This window comes from Fuscibacter oryzae, assembly GCF_016765795.1.
GTDB classification, from domain to species: Bacteria; Pseudomonadota; Alphaproteobacteria; order Rhodobacterales; family Rhodobacteraceae; genus Fuscibacter; species Fuscibacter oryzae.
This window is the reverse complement of sequence record NZ_JAESVP010000006.1, coordinates 70,335-95,871: the sequence shown is the minus strand read 5'-3', so window position 1 is coordinate 95,871 and position 25,537 is coordinate 70,335. Positions and strand designations below refer to the sequence as shown.

General features: G+C 59.0%; 25 protein-coding genes, 1 tRNA gene and 1 pseudogene. 13 read left to right on the top strand and 14 right to left on the bottom strand.

Annotation, left to right across the window (positions count from 1 at the left end; genetic code table 11):
• Nucleotides 1-27 precede the first annotated feature (27 nt).
• From tsaE to regB, 3 genes and pseudogenes are all read right to left on the bottom strand, one after another.
• Nucleotides 28-444, bottom strand: a pseudogene (tsaE, locus tag JI744_RS19405) (tRNA (adenosine(37)-N6)-threonylcarbamoyltransferase complex ATPase subunit type 1 TsaE); the annotation flags it as partial.
• Nucleotides 445-489: 45 nt separating this feature from the next.
• Entirely contained in the window at nucleotides 490-2,061 is a 1,572-nt protein-coding gene (locus JI744_RS13090) for a PAS-domain containing protein (protein ID WP_202661734.1), read from the bottom strand.
• A gap of 99 nt (nucleotides 2,062-2,160) precedes the next feature.
• Complete coding sequence (gene regB / locus JI744_RS13085; protein ID WP_202661584.1) at nucleotides 2,161-3,531, bottom strand: sensor histidine kinase RegB; 1,371 nt, start codon at nucleotides 3,529-3,531, stop codon at nucleotides 2,161-2,163.
• A gap of 82 nt (nucleotides 3,532-3,613) precedes the next feature.
• On the opposite strand from regB, the gene JI744_RS13080 reads away from it, so the two are divergent.
• From JI744_RS13080 to JI744_RS13070, 3 genes are all read left to right on the top strand, one after another.
• Nucleotides 3,614-4,246, top strand: a complete 633-nt coding sequence (locus tag JI744_RS13080; RefSeq protein ID WP_202661583.1) for an SCO family protein — start codon at nucleotides 3,614-3,616, stop codon at nucleotides 4,244-4,246.
• A 67-nt stretch (nucleotides 4,247-4,313) separates the two neighbouring features.
• Entirely contained in the window at nucleotides 4,314-4,868 is a 555-nt protein-coding gene (locus JI744_RS13075) for an ActR/PrrA/RegA family redox response regulator transcription factor (protein WP_202661582.1), read from the top strand.
• Nucleotides 4,869-4,934: 66 nt separating this feature from the next.
• A complete protein-coding gene (locus tag JI744_RS13070; RefSeq protein ID WP_202661581.1) occupies nucleotides 4,935-5,249 on the top strand; it encodes an H-NS histone family protein in 315 nt (104 codons plus the stop codon).
• A gap of 6 nt (nucleotides 5,250-5,255) precedes the next feature.
• Here JI744_RS13070 and JI744_RS13065 read toward each other — a convergent pair whose 3' ends face one another.
• Nucleotides 5,256-6,131, bottom strand: coding sequence for a LysR family transcriptional regulator (locus JI744_RS13065; protein ID WP_202661580.1), 876 nt, complete (start codon nucleotides 6,129-6,131; stop codon nucleotides 5,256-5,258).
• Nucleotides 6,132-6,327: 196 nt separating this feature from the next.
• The gene (locus JI744_RS13060; protein ID WP_202661579.1) at nucleotides 6,328-6,924 is read right to left on the bottom strand and encodes an HD domain-containing protein; all 597 of its coding nucleotides are present in this window, start codon (nucleotides 6,922-6,924) and stop codon (nucleotides 6,328-6,330) included.
• A 77-nt stretch (nucleotides 6,925-7,001) separates the two neighbouring features.
• Here JI744_RS13060 and ahcY point away from each other — a divergent pair, with 77 nt between their 5' ends.
• Nucleotides 7,002-8,390, top strand: coding sequence for an adenosylhomocysteinase (gene ahcY / locus JI744_RS13055; protein WP_202661578.1), 1,389 nt, complete (start codon nucleotides 7,002-7,004; stop codon nucleotides 8,388-8,390).
• Between the two features lie 128 nt (nucleotides 8,391-8,518).
• A complete protein-coding gene (locus JI744_RS13050; RefSeq protein WP_202661577.1) occupies nucleotides 8,519-8,860 on the top strand; it encodes a DUF2853 family protein in 342 nt (113 codons plus the stop codon).
• 234 nt (nucleotides 8,861-9,094) lie between these two features.
• Here JI744_RS13050 and JI744_RS13045 read toward each other — a convergent pair whose 3' ends face one another.
• The 4 genes from JI744_RS13045 to tsaD are packed head-to-tail and all read right to left on the bottom strand — an operon-like array spanning nucleotide 9,095 to nucleotide 11,828.
• Nucleotides 9,095-9,514, bottom strand: coding sequence for an EVE domain-containing protein (locus JI744_RS13045; RefSeq protein ID WP_202661576.1), 420 nt, complete (start codon nucleotides 9,512-9,514; stop codon nucleotides 9,095-9,097).
• Complete coding sequence (locus tag JI744_RS13040) at nucleotides 9,511-9,783, bottom strand: YciI family protein (RefSeq protein WP_202661575.1); 273 nt, start codon at nucleotides 9,781-9,783, stop codon at nucleotides 9,511-9,513. Before JI744_RS13040 ends, JI744_RS13045 begins: the two co-directional genes overlap by 4 nt.
• A gap of 3 nt (nucleotides 9,784-9,786) precedes the next feature.
• Complete coding sequence (locus tag JI744_RS13035) at nucleotides 9,787-10,737, bottom strand: NAD(P)H-dependent glycerol-3-phosphate dehydrogenase (RefSeq protein ID WP_202661574.1); 951 nt, start codon at nucleotides 10,735-10,737, stop codon at nucleotides 9,787-9,789.
• Nucleotides 10,734-11,828, bottom strand: coding sequence for a tRNA (adenosine(37)-N6)-threonylcarbamoyltransferase complex transferase subunit TsaD (tsaD, locus tag JI744_RS13030; protein ID WP_202661573.1), 1,095 nt, complete (start codon nucleotides 11,826-11,828; stop codon nucleotides 10,734-10,736). Before tsaD ends, JI744_RS13035 begins: the two co-directional genes overlap by 4 nt.
• 91 nt (nucleotides 11,829-11,919) lie before the next feature.
• On the opposite strand from tsaD, the gene JI744_RS13025 reads away from it, so the two are divergent.
• The 4 genes from JI744_RS13025 (at nucleotide 11,920) to JI744_RS13010 (ending at nucleotide 15,519) form a co-directional block, all read left to right on the top strand.
• Complete coding sequence (locus JI744_RS13025; RefSeq protein ID WP_202661572.1) at nucleotides 11,920-12,594, top strand: uroporphyrinogen-III synthase; 675 nt, start codon at nucleotides 11,920-11,922, stop codon at nucleotides 12,592-12,594.
• A 53-nt stretch (nucleotides 12,595-12,647) separates the two neighbouring features.
• Nucleotides 12,648-13,730 (top strand): COG4223 family protein, encoded by a 1,083-nt coding sequence (locus JI744_RS13020; protein WP_202661571.1) that lies wholly within the window; start codon nucleotides 12,648-12,650, stop codon nucleotides 13,728-13,730.
• A 9-nt stretch (nucleotides 13,731-13,739) separates the two neighbouring features.
• Nucleotides 13,740-15,188 carry a heme biosynthesis protein HemY gene (locus JI744_RS13015; RefSeq protein WP_202661570.1) on the top strand — a complete coding sequence of 483 codons (1,449 nt, stop codon included), beginning with the start codon at nucleotides 13,740-13,742 and terminating at the stop codon, nucleotides 15,186-15,188.
• Nucleotides 15,189-15,443: 255 nt separating this feature from the next.
• Nucleotides 15,444-15,519, top strand: a tRNA-Thr gene (locus tag JI744_RS13010).
• A gap of 6 nt (nucleotides 15,520-15,525) precedes the next feature.
• Here the strand turns inward: JI744_RS13010 and JI744_RS13005 are convergent.
• Entirely contained in the window at nucleotides 15,526-15,744 is a 219-nt protein-coding gene (locus JI744_RS13005; RefSeq protein WP_202661569.1) for a helix-turn-helix domain-containing protein, read from the bottom strand.
• 116 nt (nucleotides 15,745-15,860) lie between these two features.
• On the opposite strand from JI744_RS13005, the gene JI744_RS13000 reads away from it, so the two are divergent.
• Nucleotides 15,861-16,535 carry a hypothetical protein gene (locus JI744_RS13000; RefSeq protein WP_202661568.1) on the top strand — a complete coding sequence of 225 codons (675 nt, stop codon included), beginning with the start codon at nucleotides 15,861-15,863 and terminating at the stop codon, nucleotides 16,533-16,535.
• 289 nt (nucleotides 16,536-16,824) lie between these two features.
• Here the strand turns inward: JI744_RS13000 and JI744_RS12995 are convergent, their stop codons facing one another.
• From JI744_RS12995 to JI744_RS12980, 4 genes are all read right to left on the bottom strand, one after another.
• Complete coding sequence (locus JI744_RS12995; RefSeq protein ID WP_202661567.1) at nucleotides 16,825-19,122, bottom strand: virulence-associated E family protein; 2,298 nt, start codon at nucleotides 19,120-19,122, stop codon at nucleotides 16,825-16,827.
• Nucleotides 19,112-19,336, bottom strand: a complete 225-nt coding sequence (locus tag JI744_RS12990) for a helix-turn-helix transcriptional regulator (protein ID WP_202661566.1) — start codon at nucleotides 19,334-19,336, stop codon at nucleotides 19,112-19,114. Before JI744_RS12990 ends, JI744_RS12995 begins: the two co-directional genes overlap by 11 nt.
• 93 nt (nucleotides 19,337-19,429) lie before the next feature.
• Entirely contained in the window at nucleotides 19,430-20,035 is a 606-nt protein-coding gene (locus JI744_RS12985) for a hypothetical protein (RefSeq protein WP_202661565.1), read from the bottom strand.
• On the bottom strand, nucleotides 20,028-21,188 hold the full coding sequence (locus JI744_RS12980) for a tyrosine-type recombinase/integrase (protein WP_202661564.1): 1,161 nt from the start codon (nucleotides 21,186-21,188) through the stop codon (nucleotides 20,028-20,030). Before JI744_RS12980 ends, JI744_RS12985 begins: the two co-directional genes overlap by 8 nt.
• A 244-nt stretch (nucleotides 21,189-21,432) precedes the next feature.
• Here JI744_RS12980 and JI744_RS12975 point away from each other — a divergent pair, with 244 nt between their 5' ends.
• Genes JI744_RS12975 through JI744_RS12965 form a run of 3 tightly spaced genes read left to right on the top strand, consistent with a single transcriptional unit; the run spans nucleotide 21,433 to nucleotide 25,534 of the window.
• Complete coding sequence (locus JI744_RS12975; RefSeq protein ID WP_202661563.1) at nucleotides 21,433-23,610, top strand: N-6 DNA methylase; 2,178 nt, start codon at nucleotides 21,433-21,435, stop codon at nucleotides 23,608-23,610.
• On the top strand, nucleotides 23,607-24,926 hold the full coding sequence (locus JI744_RS12970) for a restriction endonuclease subunit S (protein ID WP_202661562.1): 1,320 nt from the start codon (nucleotides 23,607-23,609) through the stop codon (nucleotides 24,924-24,926). Before JI744_RS12975 ends, JI744_RS12970 begins: the two co-directional genes overlap by 4 nt.
• Nucleotides 24,923-25,534 carry a hypothetical protein gene (locus tag JI744_RS12965; protein ID WP_202661561.1) on the top strand — a complete coding sequence of 204 codons (612 nt, stop codon included), beginning with the start codon at nucleotides 24,923-24,925 and terminating at the stop codon, nucleotides 25,532-25,534. The genes JI744_RS12970 and JI744_RS12965 overlap by 4 nt, the downstream gene beginning before the upstream one ends.
• Nucleotides 25,535-25,537 lie beyond the last annotated feature (3 nt).

Below are 25,537 nucleotides of genomic sequence, written 5' to 3'. Positions count from 1 at the left end.
CCTTTCCGGTGTTGAAATGATTGCACGCCGCCCATCGCCTTCGATGCTTAGCGACAAGCGAATGGCATCTTTTGGCGCCATGGCTCCCAGCCGCTCTGGCCATTCGATCAAGGTGATGGCGCTTTGGAATGCCTGCTCCAGACCCAGCTCCCACGCCTCGTCCGGGTGACCAAGTCGATAAAGGTCTGCGTGCCAGATTTCGACACTATCGGCCGGATAGACCTGCACCAGCGTAAAGGTTGGCGAGGGCACATCTTCTTCCGGCCGCGCCAGCCTCGCGCGAATCAGGGCGCGGGCAAAATGGCTTTTCCCGGCACCAATAGGCCCATCAAGCAAGACGCAGTCCCCCGCGACCAACCTTGGCGCGAACCAACGCGCAAGGGCTTCGGTTGCCGCGTCATCGGGCAAAAACAGCGAAATATCGGTGCGGTCAGCAGGGGTCATGAACCCGAGTCTAACCGCGCCCGCCCCAGCCGCAAGGACTGCCGGTTACCCGCGGCGTTGTTTCCGCTCGATCGGCCGGGTGACGCCCTCTCCTGTAACGCCTTTCAGGATCGAAAATGCGACCAGTGTTGCCCCGGCCGCCAGCGGGGCACAGCGGAAACGCAAGGCGCGGCCATCGGTCAGCCGCACCTCGCCGTCCCAGGGCACACGGTTTCCGACGGTTGAGACATAGGCCTCCACCTCTGACCAGCGGGCACCCGGTGCCGTCAGGCTTTGCCAATAGCTGGCAAGCTGGCTTACGGGAACCGCGCCCAGCTCCTCTGCCCCGTCGCGGCCCCATAACTGACCATAATGAGCGTTTGTCATCACCAGTTGCCCCTCTCGGGAAAAAACCGCAATCGCCTCTTCCATTGAATCGATCACCGATTGGCCCAGTTCCAGATCGGCCCGATAACGCCGCGCCCGCATGGTTTCGGTTGAGACATCTTCGAACATCAGCATCAGCCCGCCATCGGCATATGGCCTGCCGCTTACGCGGAACACCTGACCGTGGGGCAGGTTCCAGGTTTCCTGATAAAGCCCTTCCGAGGCAGCGCGCTCCATATTGACCAAATCTTCGCGCCAGCTTTTGTAATCCTTTGGTTCCGGCAGAATGCGCGCCTCTCTCAGCGCATCCAGAAAGGAAATGAGAGAGGTCTTGCTCATCAGCAGCTCTGCCGGAAGGCGGGTCAGGTCCAGGAGGGCGGGATTAAGGATGCGCAATTGCCGGTGCTGGTCAAAGACTGCGACACCAATTGGCAGGTGGGCAAAGGTTTTAGAAACCGTCAGCAAGGTTTCCTTGCGGCTGGTTTCGGCCTGAACCAGCGCATCGACAGGCGTTGCAAAAAACACACCTGCGCTGGTCTCGCCCACGCCGGACTCAAGCTGGAACCACAACTCGCGGCGATTCGATAGGGCAAGCCGCGCGCGTTGGCCCGGTGCGTTTTGGGTTGTCGCGGTGCGATCAAACAGGCGGGGCAATGGCCAGCCAAGCTCTTCTCCCGGCCGCAACGCCTCGGTTGCCATCAAAAGATAGGCGGTGTTTGACCAGATGATGTCACCAGCAGCATCCTCTCGCCAGCAAAGGCAGGGCATTTCGGTCACGACATTGCGCAGGTCCTCCACCTCTTGCTGAAGCGCCGCAAAGGAAAACGGATCTGGTCCATTGCCGGGTGCGCCGCCCGGCTCTGCCAGGGCAAGGCGGATCAGCCCGCCGCGCTCTTCCACCGACAACAGGGTGGTGCGAGTCATCGCCGGGTCGGAAACCAGATCCAGCCGCCCGCGCTCTGGCAGGGTTGCGATCTGGCCCGCCAGTTCGGGAAAGGGTGGCGCGAGGAACCGCTGTAACCGCGCCAGCGGCCCCCCCGGACCGGGAATTGACGACAACAGCGACCTGGCCGAAGGGCTCAGATCTACCAGCGTTTCGCCGTCGAACAGAAATACCGTTCCCGCCGTACGGTCGGAAAACAGGCTTTGCCCCCGAGATTTCGTATCTCTCAGCTCGAACGCGCGAAACAGCGTCAGGGCCGCAAGGGCGGTCAAAAAGGCCGTGGCTACCAGCCCGGCGGCAACAAGCATGCTCACCGAATCCCCCAGACATTTGTCCTTCACCCCTGCGACAACCATGGGGAGATTTTGTTAAGCGTTCGTTAATCTATAGGCGAGAAGGCGGCGTTCTTACCGAATGGGGATATTTTCGCCCAAGGCCCGCCCGCGCGGCACAGAAATTTCCGTCATCGGCCAGATCACCTCAACAATGGCGCCGCTGCGGTCTGGCCGTTCGTCTGGCGCCAGAAACGGGTCACCAGCGTTGGCAAAGGTCAGTTCTGCGCCGGTCCTCTCCAGCAGGGTCTTGGCGATGAACAGCCCCAATCCCATCCCTTCATAGCCGGGTCTGCTGTCGGTAATTTCGATATTCGGCTCGCGCCGCGACCGCACAAAGGGATCGCCGATCCGCCCGATAATCTGCGATGGAAAGCCGGTTCCATCGTCGATAATCTGAACCCTGACAGACTCTGCCGTCCAACTGACGGTAATCCAGACTCGGGCCTTGGCAAAGTCCACCGCATTCTGTGCCAGATTGCGCAACCCGTGAATAAGCTCTGGCCGGCGCTGTATCTCCGGCTCCGGTCCGGCGCTGGGCGCGGTTTCGATGCTGACGGTTTTGCCCCGCGCCAGATGCGGCTCTGCCGCTTCGCGGATCACGGCTGTCAGCGGCGCGCTGAGAAGATGCCGGTCCTCCTTACCCGCCTTGCCCATGGATCGCAGGATGTCGCGGCAACGGTCGGCCTGATCGCGGATCAGACGGGCATCATCCTGCAAATCGGTGTTGTCGGCCAATTCGTCAATCATCTCGCTGGAAACCAGCTTGATGGTCGCAAGCGGTGTGCCCAACTCATGCGCGGCGGCGGCAACCACGCCGCCCAGATCGGTCAGCTTTTGCTCTCGTGCCAGTGCCATTTGGGTGGCCAGCAAGGCATCCGCCATCGACCGCATTTCGGTTGCCACGCGGCGCGAATAGATCCCAAGAAAGCCGATGCCGATGATCAGCGACAGCCAATAGCCGAACTTGAACAGGTCTGGCACCTGCAAGACGCCGCCAGATGCGTCATGCAGCGCGACATTGAAAAGCCCGAAAAGGGTTACGAACCCAATCGCCAGCGCGCCAAGAAACACGGTTGATCGCAGTTCAAGTGCCAGCGCCGAAACGGTAACCGGCGCCAGGATCAGCAGCGCAAAAGGGTTGGTAAGACCGCCGGTCAGAAACAGCAGCAACGATAACTGCGTCAGATCGAAGGTGAGGGTGATCAGCGCCTCGGCTTCACTCAGGCGCTTGTTGACAGGAAACAGATACATCAACAGCAGGTTGACGATCACGGCCAACCCAACCGCCAGATAGCACAGGCCCGAAGGCAGGCTGATCAGGAAAAGCTGCTGGGCCACGACCAGGGCGGCGATTTGCCCCAGAACCGCAAGCCATCGCAGCAGGATCAGCGTCCGCAGCCTCAACCACTCTGCGCGTTCCGGCCCGAACCCCTGCGTCGTCATATCGTCTTCCGTCGGCTGGTCATTGCATGACAAGGGTGGCAACATGCCAACCAGATTGGCAATAGCCGAGAAGGGGCGCGGAATGACAAGGATCTATGCCATCGTGGCGGCACTGGCGATGGCGGCGCTTTTGTTGGGAAGCTACTTCTACCCCGAGATTCGTAGGCTGGTCTCCGGACGGGATGACCCCTTTGCCGATTGTCGGGCCGGTGCGGTTGGCGGTGGAGATATCGGTGGCCCCTTCACGCTGTTGAATGGGGACGGCCAGACCGTGACCGACAAGGATGTGCTGACCAAGCCGTCCCTGATCTATTTCGGCTATACCTTCTGCCCGGATGTCTGCCCCGCAGACAATGCCCGCAATGCCGAAGCGACGGATATATTGGAGGAGCGCGGTTTTGACGTGCAGCCGGTCTTCATCTCGATCGATCCTGAACGCGATACGCCCGAGGTTGTGAAAGAATTCGCGGCCAATCTTCATCCCAAGATGGTCGGGCTTACAGGATCGCCCGATCAGGTCAAAGCCGCCTCTCTGGCCTACAAGACCTATTATCGCAAGCAAGAGGGGGATTCCGATTATTATCTGATGGACCACTCTACCTTTACCTATCTGGTCATGCCCGGATATGGGTTTGTCGATTTCTTCAAGCGCGATGATACCGCTGCCGCAATGGCAGACCGCGTTGCCTGTTTCGCAGACAAGGCTGCACGTTAGGGGGGTTTGACCCCCCTGACCGGGCGGTCTATCTATCTGACAGACATCTTTCCGCAGAGGAATTGCCATGGCCGAAGATCTGATTGCCGAGCTTGGCCCGGACCGCAGTTTGTTGCTGGTGGATGACGACGAGCCTTTTGTGAAGCGGCTGGCAAGGGCCATGGAAAAACGCGGTTTTGTGCCCGAAACCGCAAGCAGCGTTGCAGCCGGGCGTGCGATCGCCCTGACCCGCCCGCCCGCCTATGCAGTTGTCGATTTGCGGCTGGAGGATGGCAACGGCCTTGATGTTGTCGAGGCCCTGCGCGAGCGCCGACCCGATTGCCGGATTGTGGTTCTGACCGGATATGGTGCCATTGCGACCGCGGTTGCAGCCGTCAAGATCGGGGCGAGCGACTATCTTTCAAAGCCCGCCGATGCCAATGAGGTGACGAACGCCCTGCTTTCGCGTGGCGAGGCTTTGCCAGAGCCCCCCGAAAACCCGATGTCCGCCGACCGTGTACGCTGGGAGCATATTCAGCGGGTCTATGAAATGTGCGACCGCAATGTTTCGGAGACGGCGCGGCGGCTTTCGATGCACCGCAGGACATTGCAGCGCATTCTTGCAAAGCGGAGTCCTAAATAAAAGGACAGGTTGATAGAATGGGTTCGTCGGCCTAAATTCGGCGAATATCATTATAAGGAGCCTAAAATGGCTTTCGACCTTGACACCCTGTCCCTGAAGGACCTGAAAGACTTGCACGCTCAGGTGACAAAGGCCATTTCAACCTTTGTTGACCGCAAGAAAAAACAGGCACTGGCCGAGCTGGAAGAAAAAGCACGGGAACATGGGTTTTCGCTGTCGGAGCTTACTGGCGCCGCGCCGGTGCGCAAACGGACGCCCGCAACGGCGAAATATGCCAACCCGGCCAACTCCGCAGATACCTGGTCGGGCCGGGGCCGTAAGCCGCGCTGGTTTGATGCGGCGATTGCGAATGGCAAGAAGCCCGACGACCTGTTGATCTAAGCCGCACTAGACCGCTGATTTCAGCCAACGAACAAAAGTTTTCAGCTCGGGCCTTTTGGGTCCGGGCCTTGTCACGATGTAATAGGCCAGGGCGTCATCGGTAATCTGGCTAAGGATCACAAGATTACCCTCTTCGACATCTTGCTCCACCAGGGCAATCGCCTCGACGTGCAGGCCCAGGCCCTGTCGCGCGGCTGCCAGAGCCAGCTCTTCGTTCGGCATCAAGGTGATCTGCATGGCATCGGGCTTCAGCCCGCGCTCTTTCAGCCAGGCCAGCGCCTCGGGCCAATCCTGTTCGATCACCCAAGGCATCGCAGATATTTCGCGGTTTGACAATTCGGTGCGCCCGTCCAGCAACTCTGGCGCGGCAACAATCGCGTACCGGGCCGAAGATAGAAACTCTGCCTCGACTCCCGGCCATTTTCCACTGCCAAACCGAATGCCCAGGTCGATTCCGTCGCGACGAAGGTCAACCACGCGCTGTTCGGGGTGCAGCAGCAGCGGAATTTCGGGATGCTTGGTCCAGAAATCACCCAGTCGGGGCATCAACCATTGCGTGGCGAAAGCGGGCGTCATGGTCAGGTGCAGAGGTGCTTTTCCTGTACCGGCGGCAAGGTCTGCCACTGCCCGCTCTATCACACCAAAGCCATCGGCAAGGGCCTGCGCCAGCTTGTCACCGCTGGCCGTCAGTTTGAGCCCGCGCCCTTCGCGATAGATCAGCTCGCAATTCAGCCGCGCCTCCAGTGCGCGAACTTGCTGGGCAATCGCCGCATGCGTGACGTTCAGTTCTCTCGCGGCTTGCGAAAAGCCTTGCAGCCGCGCTGCGGCCTCGAATGCGCGCAGTTGGGTCAGCGAGGGAAAGCTGCGCCAATCAATCGCCATATGTTAGTTTTCCTAACAGATTGGAAAAATCGCTGACTCGAGTGTGGGGCCAAACAGGCCTATATACAATGCAGGAACTGAACCAGAAGGACTGAAGAAATGTTAAGCCTGATTGCAAATGCCCTGCTGATCGCCGCTGGCGGCTATCGTCCGCAAACCCATAACGACCAGCGCGGTCGCCGCATCGAAACGGCCCTTAAATCGTGAGCGTGGCCAAAAGCTCCGCATGTCGTGAAATATAGTCCGCCCGCGCCGCCGCGGGCGGACGCAATTTGATCTGTAGCCCTTTCAGAACTAGATTTTCCGGTCGCCCGAACAGTTTGTCGGCCTCGCTTTGCGAAAACCCTGCAATCTGCACCGCCTCCAGCCAGGCAGAAACCTTGTCGGCCGCCTTGATCGCCTTTTTGATCGCCGCAGGCAGTATGGCAGGCAGGCCGAACCGCAGATGCACCGCCGCCGCCAGCCGCGCATCCAGCTCTCCATAGCTTGGGCCGACCGCCGCCTTGACCGGGCTGATCATGTCGCCGATCACATATTCCGGCGCATCATGCAGCAGGGCCGCCAACTGCCAGCGCGCCGCACAACCCGGATTGCAGCGGGTAAAGATTTCCTCGACCAGCAGCGAATGTTCGGCCACCGAATAGGGCCAATCCCCGCGCGTCTGCCCGTTCCACCGCGCGACAAAGGCCAGACCATGCGCGATGTCTTCCACCTCGATATCCATCGGCGTCGGGTCCAGCAGGTCCAGCCTGCGTCCCGAAAGCATCCGTTGCCAGGCGCGTGGTTGTTTCATCGGGTGGCCCTGCTTGGTTGTCGAAATGGCAGGCTAATGCTATCTGCCCTTCAAACTCAGGATCAAGGAGCGCCGCGATGGCTGCCGATTACATCGTCAAGGATATTGCGCTGGCCGAGTTTGGCCGCAAGGAACTGACCATCGCTGAAACCGAAATGCCGGGCCTGATGGCCTGCCGCGAGGAATTTGGCGCATCCAAGCCGCTGAAAGGTGCGCGGATCGTTGGCTCCCTGCACATGACCATTCAGACCGCGGCGCTGATCGAAACGCTGGTGGCACTCGGTGCGGATGTCCGCTGGGCATCCTGCAACATCTTCTCGACCCAAGATCACGCCGCCGCCGCGATCGCCGCCGCAGGCATCCCGGTGTTCGCAGTCAAGGGCCAGACCCTGACCGAGCATTGGGATTACCTCGACCAGTCCTTCATGTTCCCCGAAGGCGCGAACATGATCCTCGACGATGGCGGCGATGCGACTTTGTATGTTCTTCTGGGCGCGCGGATGGAGGCGGGCGAAGACGTGCTGGCCGTGCCGCAGTCGGAAGAAGAAGAAGTTATCAAGCTGCAAATCCAGAAGCGGATGAAGCAGTCACCGGGCTGGTTCGCCAAGACCAAAGCCGCGATCAAGGGCGTTTCTGAGGAAACAACCACCGGCGTGCATCGTCTCTATGATCTGCACAAGCGCGGCCAACTGCCGTTCCCGGCGATCAACGTCAATGACTCGGTCACCAAGTCGAAATTCGACAACAAATACGGCTGCAAGGAATCGCTGGTTGACGGTATCCGCCGCGCCACCGACACCATGATGGCCGGCAAGGTTGCCGTGGTCTGCGGCTATGGCGATGTCGGCAAAGGCTCGGCCGCCAGCTTGCGCGGCGCGGGTGCCCGCGTGAAAGTGACCGAGGTTGATCCGATCTGCGCCTTGCAGGCGGCAATGGACGGGTTTGAGGTCACTCTTCTGGAAGATGAAGTCGCAAGCGCCGACATCTTCATCACCACCACCGGCAACAAGGACGTGATCCGCATCGAGCATCTGCGCGAGATGAAGGATATGGCCATCGTCGGCAACATCGGCCATTTCGACAACGAAATTCAGGTCGCATCCCTGCGCAACCACAAATGGACCAACATCAAGGAACAGGTGGATATGATCCAGATGCCCTCGGGCGCGCGGATCATCCTGCTGTCGGAAGGCCGCCTGTTGAACCTCGGCAACGCCACGGGCCACCCGTCCTTTGTCATGTCGGCCAGCTTCACCAATCAGGTGCTGGCGCAGATCGAGCTTTGGACCAAGGGAGAAGACTATGCGCCCGGCGTCTACATCTTGCCCAAGGCTCTGGATGAAAAGGTTGCCCGCCTGCATCTGAAAAAGATTGGCGTCAAACTGACCGAGTTGCGCCCCGAACAAGCCGATTACATCGGTGTTCAAGTCGATGGCCCGTTCAAAAGCGAGCATTACCGCTACTGAGGAACGCAACTCCGCCCAAGGGGGAAGAACCGGCGACTATTCCCTTTGCCAAGAAAAAACCTTGGCCTAATCTGCACCGGAACGTGCGTGGCGTGGTGCCGCGCGCGAGTTTACCAGTGGGGACAGCGATGGGCAAAAGAGACGAGCTGATTGCCAAGTATGCGGACGATCTGAAGACGAAATGCAAAGTTCAACCCGATATGGCGCTTTTGACCAAAGTGACCATCGGGTGCGGGCCGGCCATCTATGATAATGATGCGCAGACCGTTGCGGCCAGCGATGCGGCAGAGCTTGATCGCATCAAGGCCAACTTCCTGATCAAGAAGCTGGGTCTGTCGGATACTCCGGCGCTCAAGGCCGGTATCGATGCCGTGGTCGAAACCTATGGACGGTCAGAGCGCAACAAGTTTCGAGCCGTTTTCTATTATTTGCTGGTCAAGCATTTCGGCAAAGAAGCCGTTTACGCCTGAGGGCGCCAAATCATTGTGCCTGCCCTATCCGGGCGGGCATCTTCCCAAAGCAATGAATTGATTCATGTTTTAGGAACTCGGCATTTGCCGCGCCCCCTGAAAAGCCCTATGGTTGAACTCTGGGCAGGACGTCTGGAACCTTTTCATAACACGCGTGCGGTGGGAGTGCGTGGGGTGGGTGAAGGGTTCCGTAGGGGTGCGGGGCCCTTCACTTTTTGCCAGCCGAAAATCCGGTCAGGCAGGCAAGCCGCCCAAGCCACAGACAATTCGCCACTCTTCTGCCGATACCGGTTGAACCGACAGGCGGGAGTTGTTGACCAGTACCATCTTCTCCAGCCCCGGCTGAACTTTGCAGGTGTCCAGCGAAACCGGGGTGATCAGAGGGCGCACGGCCTTGATCCACACACAATCCCAGCGCGGATCGTCCGTTGTGGAATCCGGGCTGCTTTCGCGGCACACCTCGACAACACCCACAACTTCCTTGCCGATGTTGGAATGGTAGAAAAATCCAAGATCGCCGATCTTCATCGCCCGCATGTTGTTGCGCGCCTGATAGTTGCGCACGCCGTGCCATTCTTCGCCCTCGGGCCCCTTTGCGACCTGCTGGTCCCAGCTCCAGGTGTCGGGTTCGGATTTGAACAGCCAGAAGGTCATCCCACCACCTTTTTCCATTCGGTGACGGTTACGCTGTCGAACAGACCTGCCTTGGCATAGGGGTCGGCATCGGCCCAGGCCTGCGCCTGTTCCAGCGTTTCGACGTTCAACACCAACAGGCTGCCGGTCATCTGGCCTTCAGTATTCAGAAATGGCCCCGCCATCTCCACAACGCCAGAGGTGTTGATATGGTCCAGATGCGCCGCGCGGTTGGCAAGGCGGGTTTCCAGGTGGCCGGGCTTGTCCCGGCAGATCAGTGCGACGCGCATGGGCTATTCCTGTTTCAAGGGGCGGGACATCAGGGCCTGAATGGCCTCTGGCAGAGTAATCTGGTTCTCAACAAGGGCGGCAATCATGGCTGTGATCGGCATGTCAATCTGCCGCTGTCTGGCAACGGCGGCCACGGCGCGCGCGGTGGCCAGCCCCTCGACCGTGACCAAGGGGTCAAAGCCCTGGCCAGACCCCAGCGCCTGACCAAAGCGGAAATTGCGCGACTGGGCAGAGGTGCAGGTCAGAACCAGATCACCCAGACCAGACAGGCCCGCCAGCGTTTCGGCGCGTGCCCCCAGTGCAAGGGCCAGCCGCAGCATTTCGGCATAGCCGCGGGTCATCAACGCGGCACGGGCCGAATCGCCTAAGCCAGCCCCGATCACGATACCCGCTGCGATGGCGACCACATTCTTCATTGCCCCGCCCAGCTCGGCGCCGGTTGTGTCATCGCTGCGATATAGCCGCAGGGTCGGGGTTGAAAGCAGGATTTGCAGCGCCTCGTCCCCACCAGCAAGGGTCAGCGCAGTTGGCAGGCCGCGCGCGATATCGGCAGCGAAACTTGGCCCCGTCAGGATTGCCGCACCGCAGGCAGGACGCGTCAGCCGGATCAATTCAACCGGGCCCGTCAGGGTTTTCAGATCAATTCCCTTGCAGCAAGCCACCAGCCACGGGCTGTCAAGATTGCGTCCCTGTGCCGCCAGAAATGCCCCCAAAGCCTGCATCGGCAGCGACAGAAGAATGACGCTTGCGCCATTCAGATCGTCACTATTCGGCGTAACAGTCACTGTTTCCGGCAGGGAAATACCCGGCAGGCGCGATTCATTCCGCCTTGTCCGCGCCATCTCGGCGATATGGTCCGAGTTGCGGGCCCACAGCCGCACTTCATGGCCCTTTTTCGCCAATGTGACCGCAAGCGCAGTGCCAAACGCCCCTGCCCCGATGACGCCGATCATGCCTTGGCCCCCCTCTTGCCGGACCCGATCATCGCCGGTGCGTTTTGATCCAGGGGCCAGCGTGGACGGGCTTGCAGGTCGAATCCGTCGCGCTGCCCGGCTTGAAACAGCTCGATCCCGGCCCAGGCGATCATTGCCGCATTGTCGGTGCAAAGCCGCAGCGGGGGTGCGACGAAACCCAGACCAAGCTGCGCCGAAACAGCCTCTAACCGGCCGCGCAGAGCCTGATTTGCGGCAACGCCGCCTGCCACGGCCAACACGGCACTTGAGGGGGCAAGGTCCAGATATATCTGCACGGCACGGCGGGTTTTTTCAGCCAGAACCTCTGCCACGGCCAGTTGAAAGCCCGCGCACATATCGCGGCGGTCCTGTAGGGTGATCCCGCCTTTTTCGGCAATCACAGCATCCCGTGTCCGTAAAAGAGCGGTCTTCAAACCGGAAAACGACATATCGCAGCCGGGTCTGTCCAGCAGCGGCCGGGGAAACTGAAACCGGCGGGCGTCGCCCAGCGCCGCCTCCGCCTCAACCACGGGGCCGCCGGGCTGGGGCAGGCCCAACAGTTTTGCCGTCTTGTCAAAGGCTTCACCGGGTGCGTCGTCAATCGTGCCACCCAGCCGCTGAAACTCGGTTGCGCTTTTCACGATTAGAAACTGGCAATGGCCGCCCGAAACCAGCAACAGCAGATAGGGAAAAGCCAATCCATCGGTCAGGCGCGGCGTCAGCCCATGACCGGCCAGATGGTTGACGCCCACCATCGGCAAGCCCGTCGCCGCAGCCAATCCCTTGGCCAGCATGACGCCAGACAGAACTCCGCCAATCAGGCCCGGTCCGGCGGTCACGGCAATCCCGTCCAGATGCGACAGATCCAGCCCGGCCAGCGAAAGCGCCTGTTCGACACAGCCGTCCAGCCGTTCGGCATGGGCGCGGGCGGCGATTTCCGGCACGACCCCACCAAATGCGGCATGCAGGGCGGTTTGCCCCTCGACCACCGAGGACAGCACCTCTGGCGTGGTGCCGTGCAGGCGCACCACTGCGGCAGCCGTGTCATCACAGCTTGATTCGATTCCCAGAAAGGTCAGGGTGCCGGACATGGCTTTCCGTTGCGGCCAGGGTTCCTAGCGAGGTAACACCCAAGACATGCCCAGACAATCCCGCGCTCCGATCATCCTGCTGACCCGGCCTTTGGCGCAAAGCCAGCGCTTTGCCGGGACGCTGGCACAGGTAACCAGGCTGCCGGTTGTCATTTCTCCGTTGATGGAGACACGATTTTTGCCCGTGACATTGCCGGACGGCAAGTTTTCAGCGCTTGTGCTGACGTCCGAATCCGGGGCGCTCGCGGCGGGGCGAATGCGGAATGATCTGCCGTGCAGGGCGTGGTGCGTCGGCGACCGCACTGCACAAGTGGCCGCAAAACTGGGCTTTGCCGCAACATCTGCCGGAGGCGATGCGGCTGCGCTAATTGCGCTGATCCGGCGCGAACAAGAGACCGGCCCGCTGCTGCATCTTCGGGGTGTCGAAGCACGTGGCGATATTGCCGAAACATTGACCAAAGGCGGAATAGAGACGCAAAGTCTGGTTGTTTACGATCAACGTGAAACGCCACCGTTGCCAGAGGGGCAGGCGTTGATTCGCGGCCACCAGCCGCTAATCGTTCCGCTGTTTTCACCACGCTCTGCCCGGATCTTTGCAAAAATCGCAGGGCCAAGGCCGGGGCTTTGGCTTGCCGCTCTTAGTCTGGCCGTTGGCCGTGAATTGACCGCGCTTGATCCTCTTGGGCTGGAAATCGCCGACACGCCCGACAGTGATGGCATGTTGCTGGCGGTACAAAGGCTTATCGCCGCAGCGTGCAGTTCTTGATGCCGGGCACTGGCACGCATTACGTTACACACAGGCAGCAGAAAGAGTCGGCGATGTCACAGACCGAAGACCCCACCCCCGCTCTGACGGATTCGGTTGTGCCAGACGCCGATATGATCAAAACGCCTCCGCCGATTGACACGACACCCCGCTCGCAACCGCGCCGGGGTGGCTTTCTTGGGGGCCTGGTTGGCGGCGTGGTCGCGGCTGGTTTGGGCTTTGGCGCTGCGCAGCTTTACCCCAAGGGCTGGCCACTTGCCGTAACGGGCGACTTGCAGGCGATGCTGACGCAGCAGGCGACCGAGATTGAGGCGTTGAAGGTGGAATTGGCGAAACTTTCACAGCCGGTTCCTGCCGATACCCAACTGGCTGATCGGATTACTGCGCTTGAATCCAAGGCCCCACCTGCGGTGGACCTTTCACCCGTCGACAGCAGGATTGCGGCACTGGAGTCGCGCTTGTCCGCGATTGAAACCTTGCCCACCGATGGCACAAGTGCCTCGCCTGCCGCGCTTGCAGCATTGCGCGCCGATGTCGAGGCCCTGAAAACCGAAGGCGCTGTGGGTCTGGAGGGGGTGACCCAGAAGACCGAAGACCGCCTGAAGGCCGTTGAAGAGCGCGCCGCCACGCTGCAATCCGAGACCGAGGCCATGGTTGCCAAAGCCCGTGCCCGCACCGCGCTGGGGCAAGTCATGGCCGCGATGGACAGCGGGGTGCCCTATGCCAGCCTGCTTGCCGATCTTGGTGCCGTACCAGAGGCTTTGTCCGCCCCCGCCGCAAGCGGCATTCCAACCATTGCGCAATTGCGCGACGGATTCCCAAATGCCGCGCGCCTTGCGCTTGAGGCATCTTTGCAGGCTGACATGGGGGCCACTTGGGCCGACCGGATCGGCAGCTTTCTGCGGACACAAACCGGCGCGCGGTCTTTACAGCCGCGCGAGGGGAATGATCCCGATGCGGTTCTATCGCGCGCAGAAGCCAGCCTTGCCCAAGGCGATCTGGCCGCTGCGCTGGCCCAGCTGGACAGCCTGCCAGAGCCGGGCAAGGCGGCAATGGCCGACTGGCACACCAAGGCAGAGCAACGGCTGGCGGCGATTGCGGCCCTGTCGTCGTTGACGGCAACGATCGACGGATAGGGGGCACAGATGGTCTGGTCTTTGTTGAAAATCCTGTTCTTCGTGGCTTTGGTTGCCGTGCTGACGCTGGCGGCCGGTGCGCTGCTGGATCTGCAAGAGGGGCTGCGCATTCAGATTGCGGGGTGGGAGTTCACCCTGACACCGCTGGCCGCAGTGATAACGGCACTGGTTTTGATGGCGCTGATCTGGCTGTTGATGAAGGTTGTTGGCCTGCTGGTGGCGACCTTGCGTTTTCTGAACGGCGATGAAACCGCGATTTCGCGCTATTTTGACCGCAACCGCGAACGCCGCGGCTACAAGGCGATGTCAGAGGCGATGCTGGCTGTTGCAGCCGGAGAGGGGCGGCTGGCCCTTATGCGGGCGCAGCGGGCCGAGCGCTATCTGCAAAAGCCCGAACTGACCAACTTGCTGGTGGCGCAAGCGGCTGAACTTGCCGGTGATGGCAGCCGGGCCGAGGCTGCCTACAAGGCGTTGCTTGGGCATGAGGAAACGCGGTTCATTGCGATTCACGGCCTTTTGAAACAAAAGATTGCCGGGGGGGATACCGAAACAGCCCTGGCATTGGCCGAAAAGGCCTTTGCGCTAAAGCCGCGTCACGCCGCCACGCAGGACATTCTGCTAAAGCTGCAATCAGACAGCGCCGACTGGAAGGGGGCTCGCGCCACACTTGGCGCCAAGATGAAGGCGGGCGCCTTGCCGAAAGAGCTGTTTCGTCGGCGTGACGCTGTTCTTGCCCTGCAAGAGGCACGGAGTCTTTTGGATGATCAGTCCAGCATCGAGTTACGCGAGGCCGCTATCGAGGCCAATCGCAAGTCGCCCGATCTTATTCCGGCTGCTGCCATGGCCGCCCGCAGCTTGACGCTGAAGGGCGACAAGAAGGGGGCCACCCGTTTGCTGCGCAAATCCTGGGAATCGCAGCCTCACCCCGATCTGGCCGCCGCCTTTGCCGAGATAGAGCCAGAAGAAACGCCAGCCGCCCGTGTAAAGCGCTTTGCCTCGTTGATTGCGGCCAATCCCAATCACGATGAATCCCGCATGCTTTTGGCCGAACTGAATGTGGCGGCCGAAGACTTCCCGGTGGCCCGCCGCGCCTTGGCCGACACGGTAACCCGCCACCCGACACAGCGCGCCTTTGCAATCATGGCCGCGATAGAGCGGGGCGAGGGTGCCGATGATGCCATCGTGCGGGGCTGGTTGGCCAAGGCGCTGACGGCACCGCGCGGGCCGCAATGGTGTTGCGACAAGTGCCAGTCGATCCATTCCGAATGGCACCCCATCTGCGAGAATTGTGGTGGGTTTGACACCCTGAGCTGGCGCGAGCCGGTCGAGACCATCGGGCCAAGTGCAACAGGTGCCGAACTGCTGCCATTGATGGTCAAAGCCCCACCCTCCGCCCCGCCCGAGACCGTAAAGGACGACATCATTGACCTTGCAGCCATCGCACGCAGTGCAAATTAGTCAAGCTTCCGGCTTGCAAGCGAAGCCCCGCGCTGCTAATTCGGCGCGGCGGTTCAGGCAAAGCTTGGTGGCGCCCGAAAGGTCACCACCCCACGCAACCTGACGCATGAAGAAAAGAGTGCCGCTGTAGCTCAGCTGGTAGAGCACGTCATTCGTAAGTAGCGGGTCCGCTCGTGAAAGACGTGTAAAGCCAAGTAGTTAGATCGGGGGTTGTATTGTCAGTAGGGCCATAGTAGGGCCAACGCAGAGAAGGATGCCGGTGTAGCTCAGCTGGTAGAGCACGTCATTCGTAATGATGGGGTCGGGGGTTCGAGTCCCTTCACCGGCACCATCCTTCTCAGGAAGTCTCCTTATATTCCAATAACTTGCAAGGCGCAACGCCAAGTGCATTGGCTAGTTTGCCGACGATAAGGACGGTGGGGTTGCGCACCCCGCGTTCAACTCCGCTGACATAGGTGCGGTGCAAGTCGGCGTCGAAGGCAAGCTCTTCCTGCGAGATGCCTTTCAGCTCCCGATACCGCCTTACGTTCCTGCCCACGACCGCCTTTATGTTCATGCGGCCATAGCGCAACGCTGTAGACTATTGATCTACAGACTATGAGTCTCATTTTCTGTTGTCGCTCTGCTTTGGCGCGTGCAGACTATAAGTCTCGGTTTTGTGGAGACTTTCCGATGCAGTTTTTGATTGCCTACTTGGAGTTGACCGCGCTTACGGTGCTTCTGGTCATCCTCACTTATGCCCATGTCGAAGTCGCCATGTGGACAACCTTCGGCATCTTCGTGGTGGCGACGCTGTGCTTGCTTTTCGGTTGGAAGCCGCCCCGCATTACTGGGCGCTTCAAGGCATTCATGGTCATGTTCGTATGCTTTGGCGCGGCTATCTTCATGGGGCCGAAGATCCAAGCCCATCAGGAGGCTGAGTTGGCCCATCTGCGCGCCACCGACGTCGAAGCTTATCTCACCACTTTGCGTACCCAAGACGAAGTCCGTTGGCTGAACGCGCTGAAGGAACTCCGCCCCGAGCAATACGAGGTCGAAGCGAAGCGACGCCAGAACACCGCGAAGGCTGCGTACCTAGCCGAATGCACCGACGACAAGGCGGGGATGGCATACGTGATGCTCCAGAACGAAGTCCGCGAGCAGTTGCGCGCACCATCGACGGCGGATTTTCCCGGCAGATATGAGCCGGGCACGAGGCACCTCGGTGACTGCATCTACCAAGTTTTCGGCAAGGTGGATGCACAAAACGGGTTCGGGGCCATGCTGCGGACAACCTTCGAGGGAAGAATCCAGTATTTCCCAGAAAGCGGTGGATGGCGGACGCTGGAACTGAGGGTTGAAGGCTAACCCTCCCTGTTGCATCCACCTACGGCGCGCGCAGCGGCCCGTACAGCGGCCTTAAGGGCTGCTGGGTACCTTGGCCTAGGCTGGCCTGCACATACCTTCAAAGGTGCGGCTGGCCCGTTCCAGCATAAGCTTGGCTTCATCCCATGAAATAAAGCAGTTTTGTAACTTGTAACAGTAACTTAGCTCGGAAGGTTCCATAAGCAAAAATGGTGGGGCACCGTAGCGCCCCACCGGGTAGTGCAAGCTAGTTTGGGCCTTATGTTACGTTACATGGTACGCCCGCCGTCGGTCAAAATGGCGTTTCCTCGTCGTGCTGTCCGTCTAGGCGCTCGATCACCACGATGCCTCCCTCTATGCGCCGGGCGATGTATTCGACTTTGCGCTCTTCGGTGTTACCGTGCGCGAACCCGCGCCGCAGGGCTTTCGTGCGTCGTCCTAGGTCGTGCAGGCGATGGGTGGCATATTCCCACCCCAGCCCGTCCATGGCTGCCCTGATCCTTCGCGCGTCCGTGGGCGACATGTGTGCCGTATCTAGGCCAAGCAATAGCTTTACGCTTTCCATGGAGACGCGACCCGTAATCCCTTCAAACGCACCTTCCAAAACATCGGCATAGGCATCCTCCACCATACGCTGGACCTGCGCTGCTTTCGCTACATCCCACAAGTGCGGAGACAGAATAATTGACTCACCTGTCGCCTCCCGCACTACCGCTTCTGCCCAAAGTTGGTCCAAATCGGCGCTGAAGCGTTCAAGATCGATCTGACCCACCACGACTGGCCATATGCGCCGATTGCCCGTCAGATCGCGCAGATAGGTACTTTCGTTCGTTGTCCCAAGAATGATGCAGTGTCTGGGATACTCCCCGGCATCCCGGGCGTAGGCTCGCCTGTAGCTGTCGGTGGCTGTGCTAAGGAAACGCTTGAGACTTTGACTAGTTGCCTTGTTCAGACCGTCCAATTCCTGGCATTCTATGATCCAAGCGCGGCCCATCAACTCGGCCTTGGTCTTGTCGTCACTTCTGAGGTCAAGGCTGCCACAGAACCATTCTTCCCGTACAGCCAGCAATTGCGCTACCTGCGATTTCCCAACACCCTGCGGACCTTCGAAGACCATCATTGTGTCAAACTTGCACCCCGGCTGTTTGATGCGCCGGACACCTGCGATCAAGAACTTGGAGGCAAATTCCCGGTTCATTTCGGTATCGTCAGCGCCGCAATAGGTTGTTAGCCACCGGTCGATCCTTGGCGTCCCGTCCCATGCGAGCCCATCAAGATAGTCATGAATGGGGTGGTATGGGTTTTCATGGGCAAGTGCGAGAAGTTCCCTCTTAATAGCCGCCGGGCTAGCGGTGAAGTCGAGTTCGCGACCAAACTGGCTGCAGAGAATTTCCGCGATGTCGTTTAGGTCCCGCCCCTCAAGCCCAGCACCCCTAATCTCGTCGGTGTTATTGAAGACGTTTCGTTGCGCATCCACGGCAAGACGTGCCAGCGCATATCGAACGTTTTTGGGGTGGTGCGCTACTGGTGTGAACTTCTCAGTTAGCACGGGCCACTCTCCACGCCCTGCCTCTAGGAGCGCCATAGCCCGCTTTACCTGTCGTTGGGCGTAGCGCATAACGTCGGGGCTTTCGCGCACATGGGCACTGATCCCAAGATCAGGCGCGGTGATGATCGAAAGCACATGACCCGGCAGAACGCCTTGACTAAGCATCCAAATTGACGCTCCAAGCACGAGCTCTGAGCGAGAAGCGTAGTCGTGGTGCGGAGGGTTCTTGCCAAGGACGATGGCGTCGATCCACTTTGGGTCATATGGCACCGTTTCCATTAGGTCTGCAGGAAGCGGTAGTGGCGCAATTTCCTCTGTCCCAGACGGCACAAGAGTTTTTGTCTTTTCCGTCGAGTCTTTTGATCCGGGCACCTTCAACGAAAAATCTTTCGGGAAATAGGCTTTCGGCGGTGCGTCAAGGCGAACCGGATGCACTTGCCATGCCGTTGCGGGTTTCCGACCCGCTGCACGTTTCTTGTCGTTCAGCCAGTTCATCGACCAAGCTAGACGCAGAAGGCGGTCCGCATTGTGAGTGCCGGGACCGCCCTGCATTGCTGCCAGAATGGCAAGGTTCAGTGCCTCCGCCGCCTCAACAGTGATGGGCTCCGCAAGCTTCCAGATTGCCTGACAGCCACCACCGGTGAACCATACGGTCGTGGGTTCAGGTACTCCCTTTGGTCGGACATTTGGATCAAGCAGCACCGCAAGAATTCTATCAAGCTGTTCCGCCTCTGTGCCAGGGTAGTCCTTGTTGTCTAGATCCACATGAAGCGTCTGGGCGAGAGAAAGGTTTTCTTTCTTTCGCGAGCCGTTAAGAAATCTGGCGTTCGACAGAAAGTAGACATTGCGTCGAGCGACCTCGCCGTTCACCGCCGCAATGTAATCAGCGGCTTGAGCTTCCTCGCCCGGTGCGAACTGGCGGACAATCGGTTTTGCTGGCCCGACACTTGCCATCGTTTCGATGTATAGGTTGCCATCTGGGTGTAGCCAGCGAAGCCACTGTACGGATTGGGCAGGGTTGGGCTGAAACTCAGCAGCCATGGCGACCTGCCTCCGGCGTGCACGCCTGAGCAATAAGCCAGTTCTCCACGTCCTCGCGGCGGTAGAGGACCTTGCCAGCCTTGGCACCAGACTGAATACGGATGTACCGGGGGCCGTAGCCGTAGATGCGACCCTTTTCGAAGAAGCTAACGCTGAGACCCGTGATTTCGGGGAGCTGCTTGGTCGTAAGCAGCGATGTTGATCTGTTTGGCATTTTGCCCTCCTTTGCAGATGGAAGGACGCTGCCAGTGGACCGGACAGTAATGTTGCGAACAACTTGCGCCTTTTTGCGCAACCAGAGGCGACCCTACAGTTTGGTTGCGACACCCCATTCCGCCAGTTCGTCGCAAACTCGTTTCAACGCTTCTGCCTCAAGGCTTTCCTGCACATAGTCGTGCTCAACGGCGCGATAGATATACGTCGCCTCGAAGTCCACACCGTGCCCCTTGCCTTGCTTTCGGGCGTAGCTGCCTGAAAACTTCTCGCGAAGTCGATTGACTATCGCGTGACGAGCTTCGGCATTCTCTTGCCCGAAGAAGAGGTCCGCGGCCTCTTCTGCAAGGGCCAGATCAGAGCGAGGTTTCCGGGGGGGAGTTACCGTCCGGTCAGGTTTTAAACGAAGGTTCAGGGCGTACATGTCCCGATTAGCTTTGTCGATGTGGCGCTCACTACCCATCCAGATCAAGGCGCGATCATCGCGGTTGCCCGGCTCAGGATGCGGAGTTGCGCGCTCACCCACCAGCATTTTCATCGCTGCATCCAACCGCTGCTTTGATGTCTTCCCGCTTTGATCGGGATGGGCAGAAATGATCGCAAGCAGCAGCCGTTCGAAGGGATTGGCCCCGAATGCTTGCCCGGAATTGGCAACGACCGCGTCGTCAAATGCGGCGTCCGGTCCGTTCTGTTCAGACATTTGCAAGCTCCAGAATGCGAGTAGCGACCTTTTCGACCGGATCGCGCAGTCTTTCGACATTAATCACGATGTAGCCCCCAGTGACGTCACCGTTGGTGCGGTGGTTGAGCAAGCGCTTCAGCGCGTAATGAGGCACATCTAGACTTTCAGCGATGGTAATGAACGTCCGCCGAAGGTCGTGCATGGTGAAGGCGACCCCCGATCCAGCGCCGACCCGAGCGAGGAACTTCTTCGTTTCGACAAGGTGGCCAACCTTTCCGGTGCCGGGGAAGACCCATTCCGAACCCCCACTTGCTTTTGAACGGGCTTCAAGCAGTTCGACGAGAAAACCCGCCAACGGCAAAGACAGCGGATCGCCGTTCTTTGTGGTCGGCAAGTGCAGGGTGCGTGCCCTAAGGTCAACGTTCTCCCAACGCAATCTGGACAACTCGCCGCGACGCATGCCGGTGAAAAGGGCCAGCAAAAGAAAATCCCGCGAGTACTCCGGCTCGGCCATTACGGCCTTCCACCACATGGGCAGGTCAAGGGCTGTCACCACCGTTTGCCGCCGACGTTCACGATACCAAGCGCGTGCTTGTGACAAGATTTGGACGGGGTTCGGTGGGAAATCTTCTTCGGTCGCAGCGATGAAGTTGTACACCGACCGGAGGTGGCGCATCACATTGTTCGCAGTCGTTTCCCCATGCGCCTTGGCGATTTCTTGGTGCCGCTTCAGCACCATTTGCCGGGTGATCATGGTCAGCGGCGTCTTCTGCCAAGACTTCAGATACAGCCTCACGCTCCGCTGGTAGCTCCCGACCGTGTAGGGCGAAAGGGTCGTACGTGCTTCGAAGAAATTCGTGAAACTAGTGGCAAGCGTGATCTGTTCGGTCCGGGCCTTCCGCTTCTGCTCATTGGGGTCTTGTCCCTCGGACATTTCAGCCAGCAGGGCCAAAGCCCGTTTTCGAGCCACCTCTGGCGCGAACACGTCAGCACGACCGATTGTGACCCGGCGCGTTCGGCCATGCACTTGGCCTTCAGCGAAGTACATCTTTGTTCGCGATCCCACGCGAAGGCCAAAGCCCGGCAGCGTTGTGTCGCGGTAATAGACCTGACCCGCCTCAGGGTGCGGTAGTTCATCAATTTGACGGCGTGTAAGTCGCAGGTTTGGCATTGAGACCTCCTTTTGGCCTCAACTCAGGTTAGCGCGATGCGCAAAAAATTGCAATGAAAATCAGATACTTATGCGGAATTTTGCAGCGAAGGGCAGGATGATCTAGCGCTGTGCGGTTCATCCCAGTGTCCTGGTCTAACTAGTATCTGCCTTTGCCAATCTCCTTGACTGACCGGTCATGACGGATTCTACCTAGTGAGGCTCCCCGCGATCCACCTCCCGAACTTGAAGAGTAAGAAAAACAATGAATATTCAGGCCCATGAGCAGCTAAAGGTAAACATCTGGGAGATCGCCAACCGCTTGCGTGGCCCGTACCGTCCACCGCAGTACCGGTTGGTCATGTTGCCCATGGTCGTCCTTCGACGCCTGGACTGTGTCCTTGAGCCAACGAAGGATGCGGTGCTTCGGGAGCATGCAAAGCTCACTGCGCAGAACATGCCCGAAGCTGCGATGGAACGTCTGTTAGGTAAGGCAGCCGATCCGAACAGAAAGCATCCGCTGTACAATACCAGTCCGTTCACGTTTCAGCGGTTGCTGGGTGACCCAGAAAACATCGCACCGAACTTAGTGTCATACATCAACGGGTTCTCGCCCAAAGCGCGCGCGATCTTCGAGCGGTTCAAGTTCAACGACCAGATCGAGAAACTGGACGCCAGCAACCGCCTATTCACTATTGTCAAAGCAATGGCCGACGTCGATTTGCATCCCAATCGCATCGACAACATGCAGATGGGGTATGTGTTCGAACATCTGGTGATGCGCTTCAACGAGCAGGCAAACGAAGAGGCCGGTGACCACTTCACGCCGCGCGAAGTCATCCGGCTCATGGCCAACCTCATCTATACCGGCGAACACGAAGTCTACCGGCCCGGTATCTTCCGCACAATCTATGACCCAACCTGCGGCACGGGGGGGATGCTGTCCGAGTCCGAGAAGTTCATCTTGGCGCAGAACAAGGACGCGAACCTCGCTCTGTTTGGTCAAGAGTACAACGACGAGTCTTGGGCCATTTGCTGCGCGGACATGCTGATCAAGGACGAGGACACAAGCAGCATCGTACTGGGCGACACCCTTGGCGACGGCAAGACCCGGGACGGTTTTGAAGGCAAGCAGTTTCACTACCTTCTGGCCAACCCGCCCTTTGGGGTGGAGTGGAAGGACCAGAAAACGGTTGTCGAGAAGGAGCACGGGCTTCTTGGCTTTTCAGGCCGTTTCGGTGCTGGGCTTCCCGCCATCAATGATGGTTCGCTGCTGTTCTTGCAGCACATGATTTCGAAGATGCACCCCTACAAAGAGGGTGACGAAAACGCCGTTGGTTCAAAGATCGCCATCGTGTTCAACGGCTCGCCATTGTTCTCAGGCGATGCTGGCTCTGGGCCGTCGAACATCCGCCGTTGGATCATCGAAAACGACTGGCTTGATGCCATAGTCGCACTGCCCGATCAGCTGTTCTACAATACCGGCATCTTCACCTACGTGTGGCTTGTAACCAACCGCAAGGCACCCGAACGGCGCGGCAAGGTGCAACTCATCGACGGGACGCGGTTCTTCCAGCGCATGAAAAAGAGCCTGAACAATAAGCGCAATGAGATTACCGACGATCAAATCAACGACCTTACGCGCATCTATGGCAACTATCGCGATGGGGAAAAGGTCTCGGTAAAGATCAACGGTGAAACCGAGGATCGGGTGGTATCGCGCATCTTTGAGAACCGTGAGTTTGGCTTCCTGAAAGTCACGGTCGAACGCCCCCTACGCCTGAATTTCGAGGCCACACCAGAGCGCATTGCCAAACTTGATGGGGAGACGGCATTCGCCAACCTCGCCACGACCAAGAAGCGCAAGGACGATGCAGCCGGGCAGCGTGAGATCGTTGAGGGCCGCGCGCTTCAAGGGGCAGTCCGGAAGGCGCTGGTCATGCTAGCGGACAAAGGCCGTTACATGGACAGGGCTGTATTTGAGGTCGATCTCGACCGCGCAGCGCGGCGGGTTGAGGTGAAGCTGGCCGCGCCAATCAAGAAAGCCATCTTCGCCGCACTGGGTGAACGAGACCCCGAAGCCGCAATTTGCCGAGACAGCAAGGGCAGGCCGGAACCGGACAGCGAATTGCGCGATACCGAGAACATACCGCTGCCTGAGGGCACTGTGCTGCCGTTACCCATACAGTTTGGGCCAGACAAACCCAACGATAAGCTGGTGGCGACATTCCGCAATGAGATTGACGCGTACATGGCACGCGAAGTTCTGCCCCACGTTCCTGATGCTTGGGTCGACTACGACAAGACGAAGGTGGGATACGAAGTCCCGATCAACCGGCACTTCTACGTCTACAGGCCGCCGCGTCCGCTCGATGCGATCGAGACCGATATCACCGCACTGGAAGGTGAGATTGCCGGGCTTCTGAAGGGGCTGGTTGCATGACCACTGTCCCCGACAAGGTTAAGCAGGCTTATGGCCAGTTGCCGCAAGGCTGGAAGCTGGAGAAGCTCAAGTTCTATGCGTCTGTGCGGAACAGCAATGTCGACAAGACCCTTGCCGACGACGAAACACCCGTTCGGCTCTGCAACTACACGGACGTTTACTACAACGACCGGATCACGCCCGACCTCGACTTCATGCAAGGCTCCGCGACCGAAGCCGAAATCGAGAAGTTTCAGCTCAAGAAGGGTCAGGTCATCATAACCAAGGACAGCGAAGGCTGGGATGACATCGGTATTCCCGCGCTTGTCACCGAGGACATGCCGGAGGTGCTGTGCGGGTATCACTTGTCCGTACTAGAGCCCGGTCAAGAGTTGGATGGCGGGTTCCTCGCATGGTTGTGTAGGTCCGAGCCGCTGAATGACCAGTTCAAGCTGGGCGCGAACGGGGTGACGCGCTACGGCTTGGGGCAATACCCGATGAAAAATGCCTTCGTCGCGCTGCCGCCCCTAGAAACCCAACGCCGCATCACTCGCTTTCTGGACGAAAAGACCGCACGCATCGACGGGCTGATCGAAAAGAAGCGCGCCCTTCTGGACCGACTGGCTGAGAAACGCCAAGCCCTTATCACCCGCGCCGTCACAAAAGGTCTGAACCCAGACGCGCCCATGAAGGACAGCGGTATCGGCTGGCTGGGCGAGATTCCGGAGAATTGGGAGGTTCTTCCGGTTAAGCGCATCGCCAAGCTAGAAAGCGGGCATACGCCAGATCGCAAGATCGATGCTTACTGGGAGAATTGTGAGATTCCTTGGGTCTCTCTCAACGACACGTCCGTGCTTCGAGCCAGTGACTACATTTCCGAAACGACTTTCAAAATCAACGAACTTGGGCTGGCAAATTCGTCCGCGCGAATGCTTCCCGCACGAGCGGTCGTCTTCACAAGAGACGCAACTATTGGTGAAAGTGCAATTACGACACGACCGATGGCTGTTTCACAGCACATTATTGCTTGGCTATGTGATGAGAGCAGGATCATTCCCGAGTTCCTATTGCTGGCAATCTACGGGATGAGAGGCGAGCTAATGCGATTGACGAATGGCTCAACTATCGGAACCATTGGCCTTGCAGATGTCAAAGGAATACGTGTCGCGGTGCCGCCTATCGTGGAGCAAACTAGAATAATTGAAGAAGCATTTCGCCAGAAGGGTGACGTTGATATCGTTTCTGGTGAAGTTGAGCGATCAATTCGAGGACTAAACGAATACCGCGCTGCAATCATCGCGGCAGCCGTCACTGGGAAGATTACGGAGTTTCAATGACGCTGGCGGCTGGTACCTATTTCGAGCACTTAAAGGCGTATGTGAACAGCGAGTACATCATGCATGACGGTGCGGGCGGCAGCGTGGTGCTAACTGAGAAGTATTTTCGCCCCGAGGATGTGAAACCACAAACGCGAAAGATTGAGCTTCTCCTTCCAGGCGCGGGGATGGCATTCAAGCTTGACCATGATGACTTCGACACCCAGAAGAAAAAGAGCAAGCCACCGCTGTTTCACTTCCTGGACGACACTTCCAAGCCATGGTCAAAGCGTTGCGACTTCGTGGTGTTTTATGTCAACGGTCGCAACTTCCACGCGGACTGCATCGAGTTCAAGTCCAAGAGCCTTACCGCTGAGAAAATAGTCCCTCAACTGAGGGCGGGCATGTGTTGGGTCGCCACGCTCAAGCGCACGATTGAACACTACACAGGTGACAGCCGCCGCATTCGTCTCCGAAAGTTCGTCTTCGCCGAAAACGACAATCCCAACGATTACCTCGACCCAAACCGGCACCTCAGGGCTGATCCTTCAATCCGCTACTATCACTTTGACGAGGTAAATGGGCAGTCCTTAGCAAGCCTACAGAACCCGTCCGTGCAGGAGATTTGACCA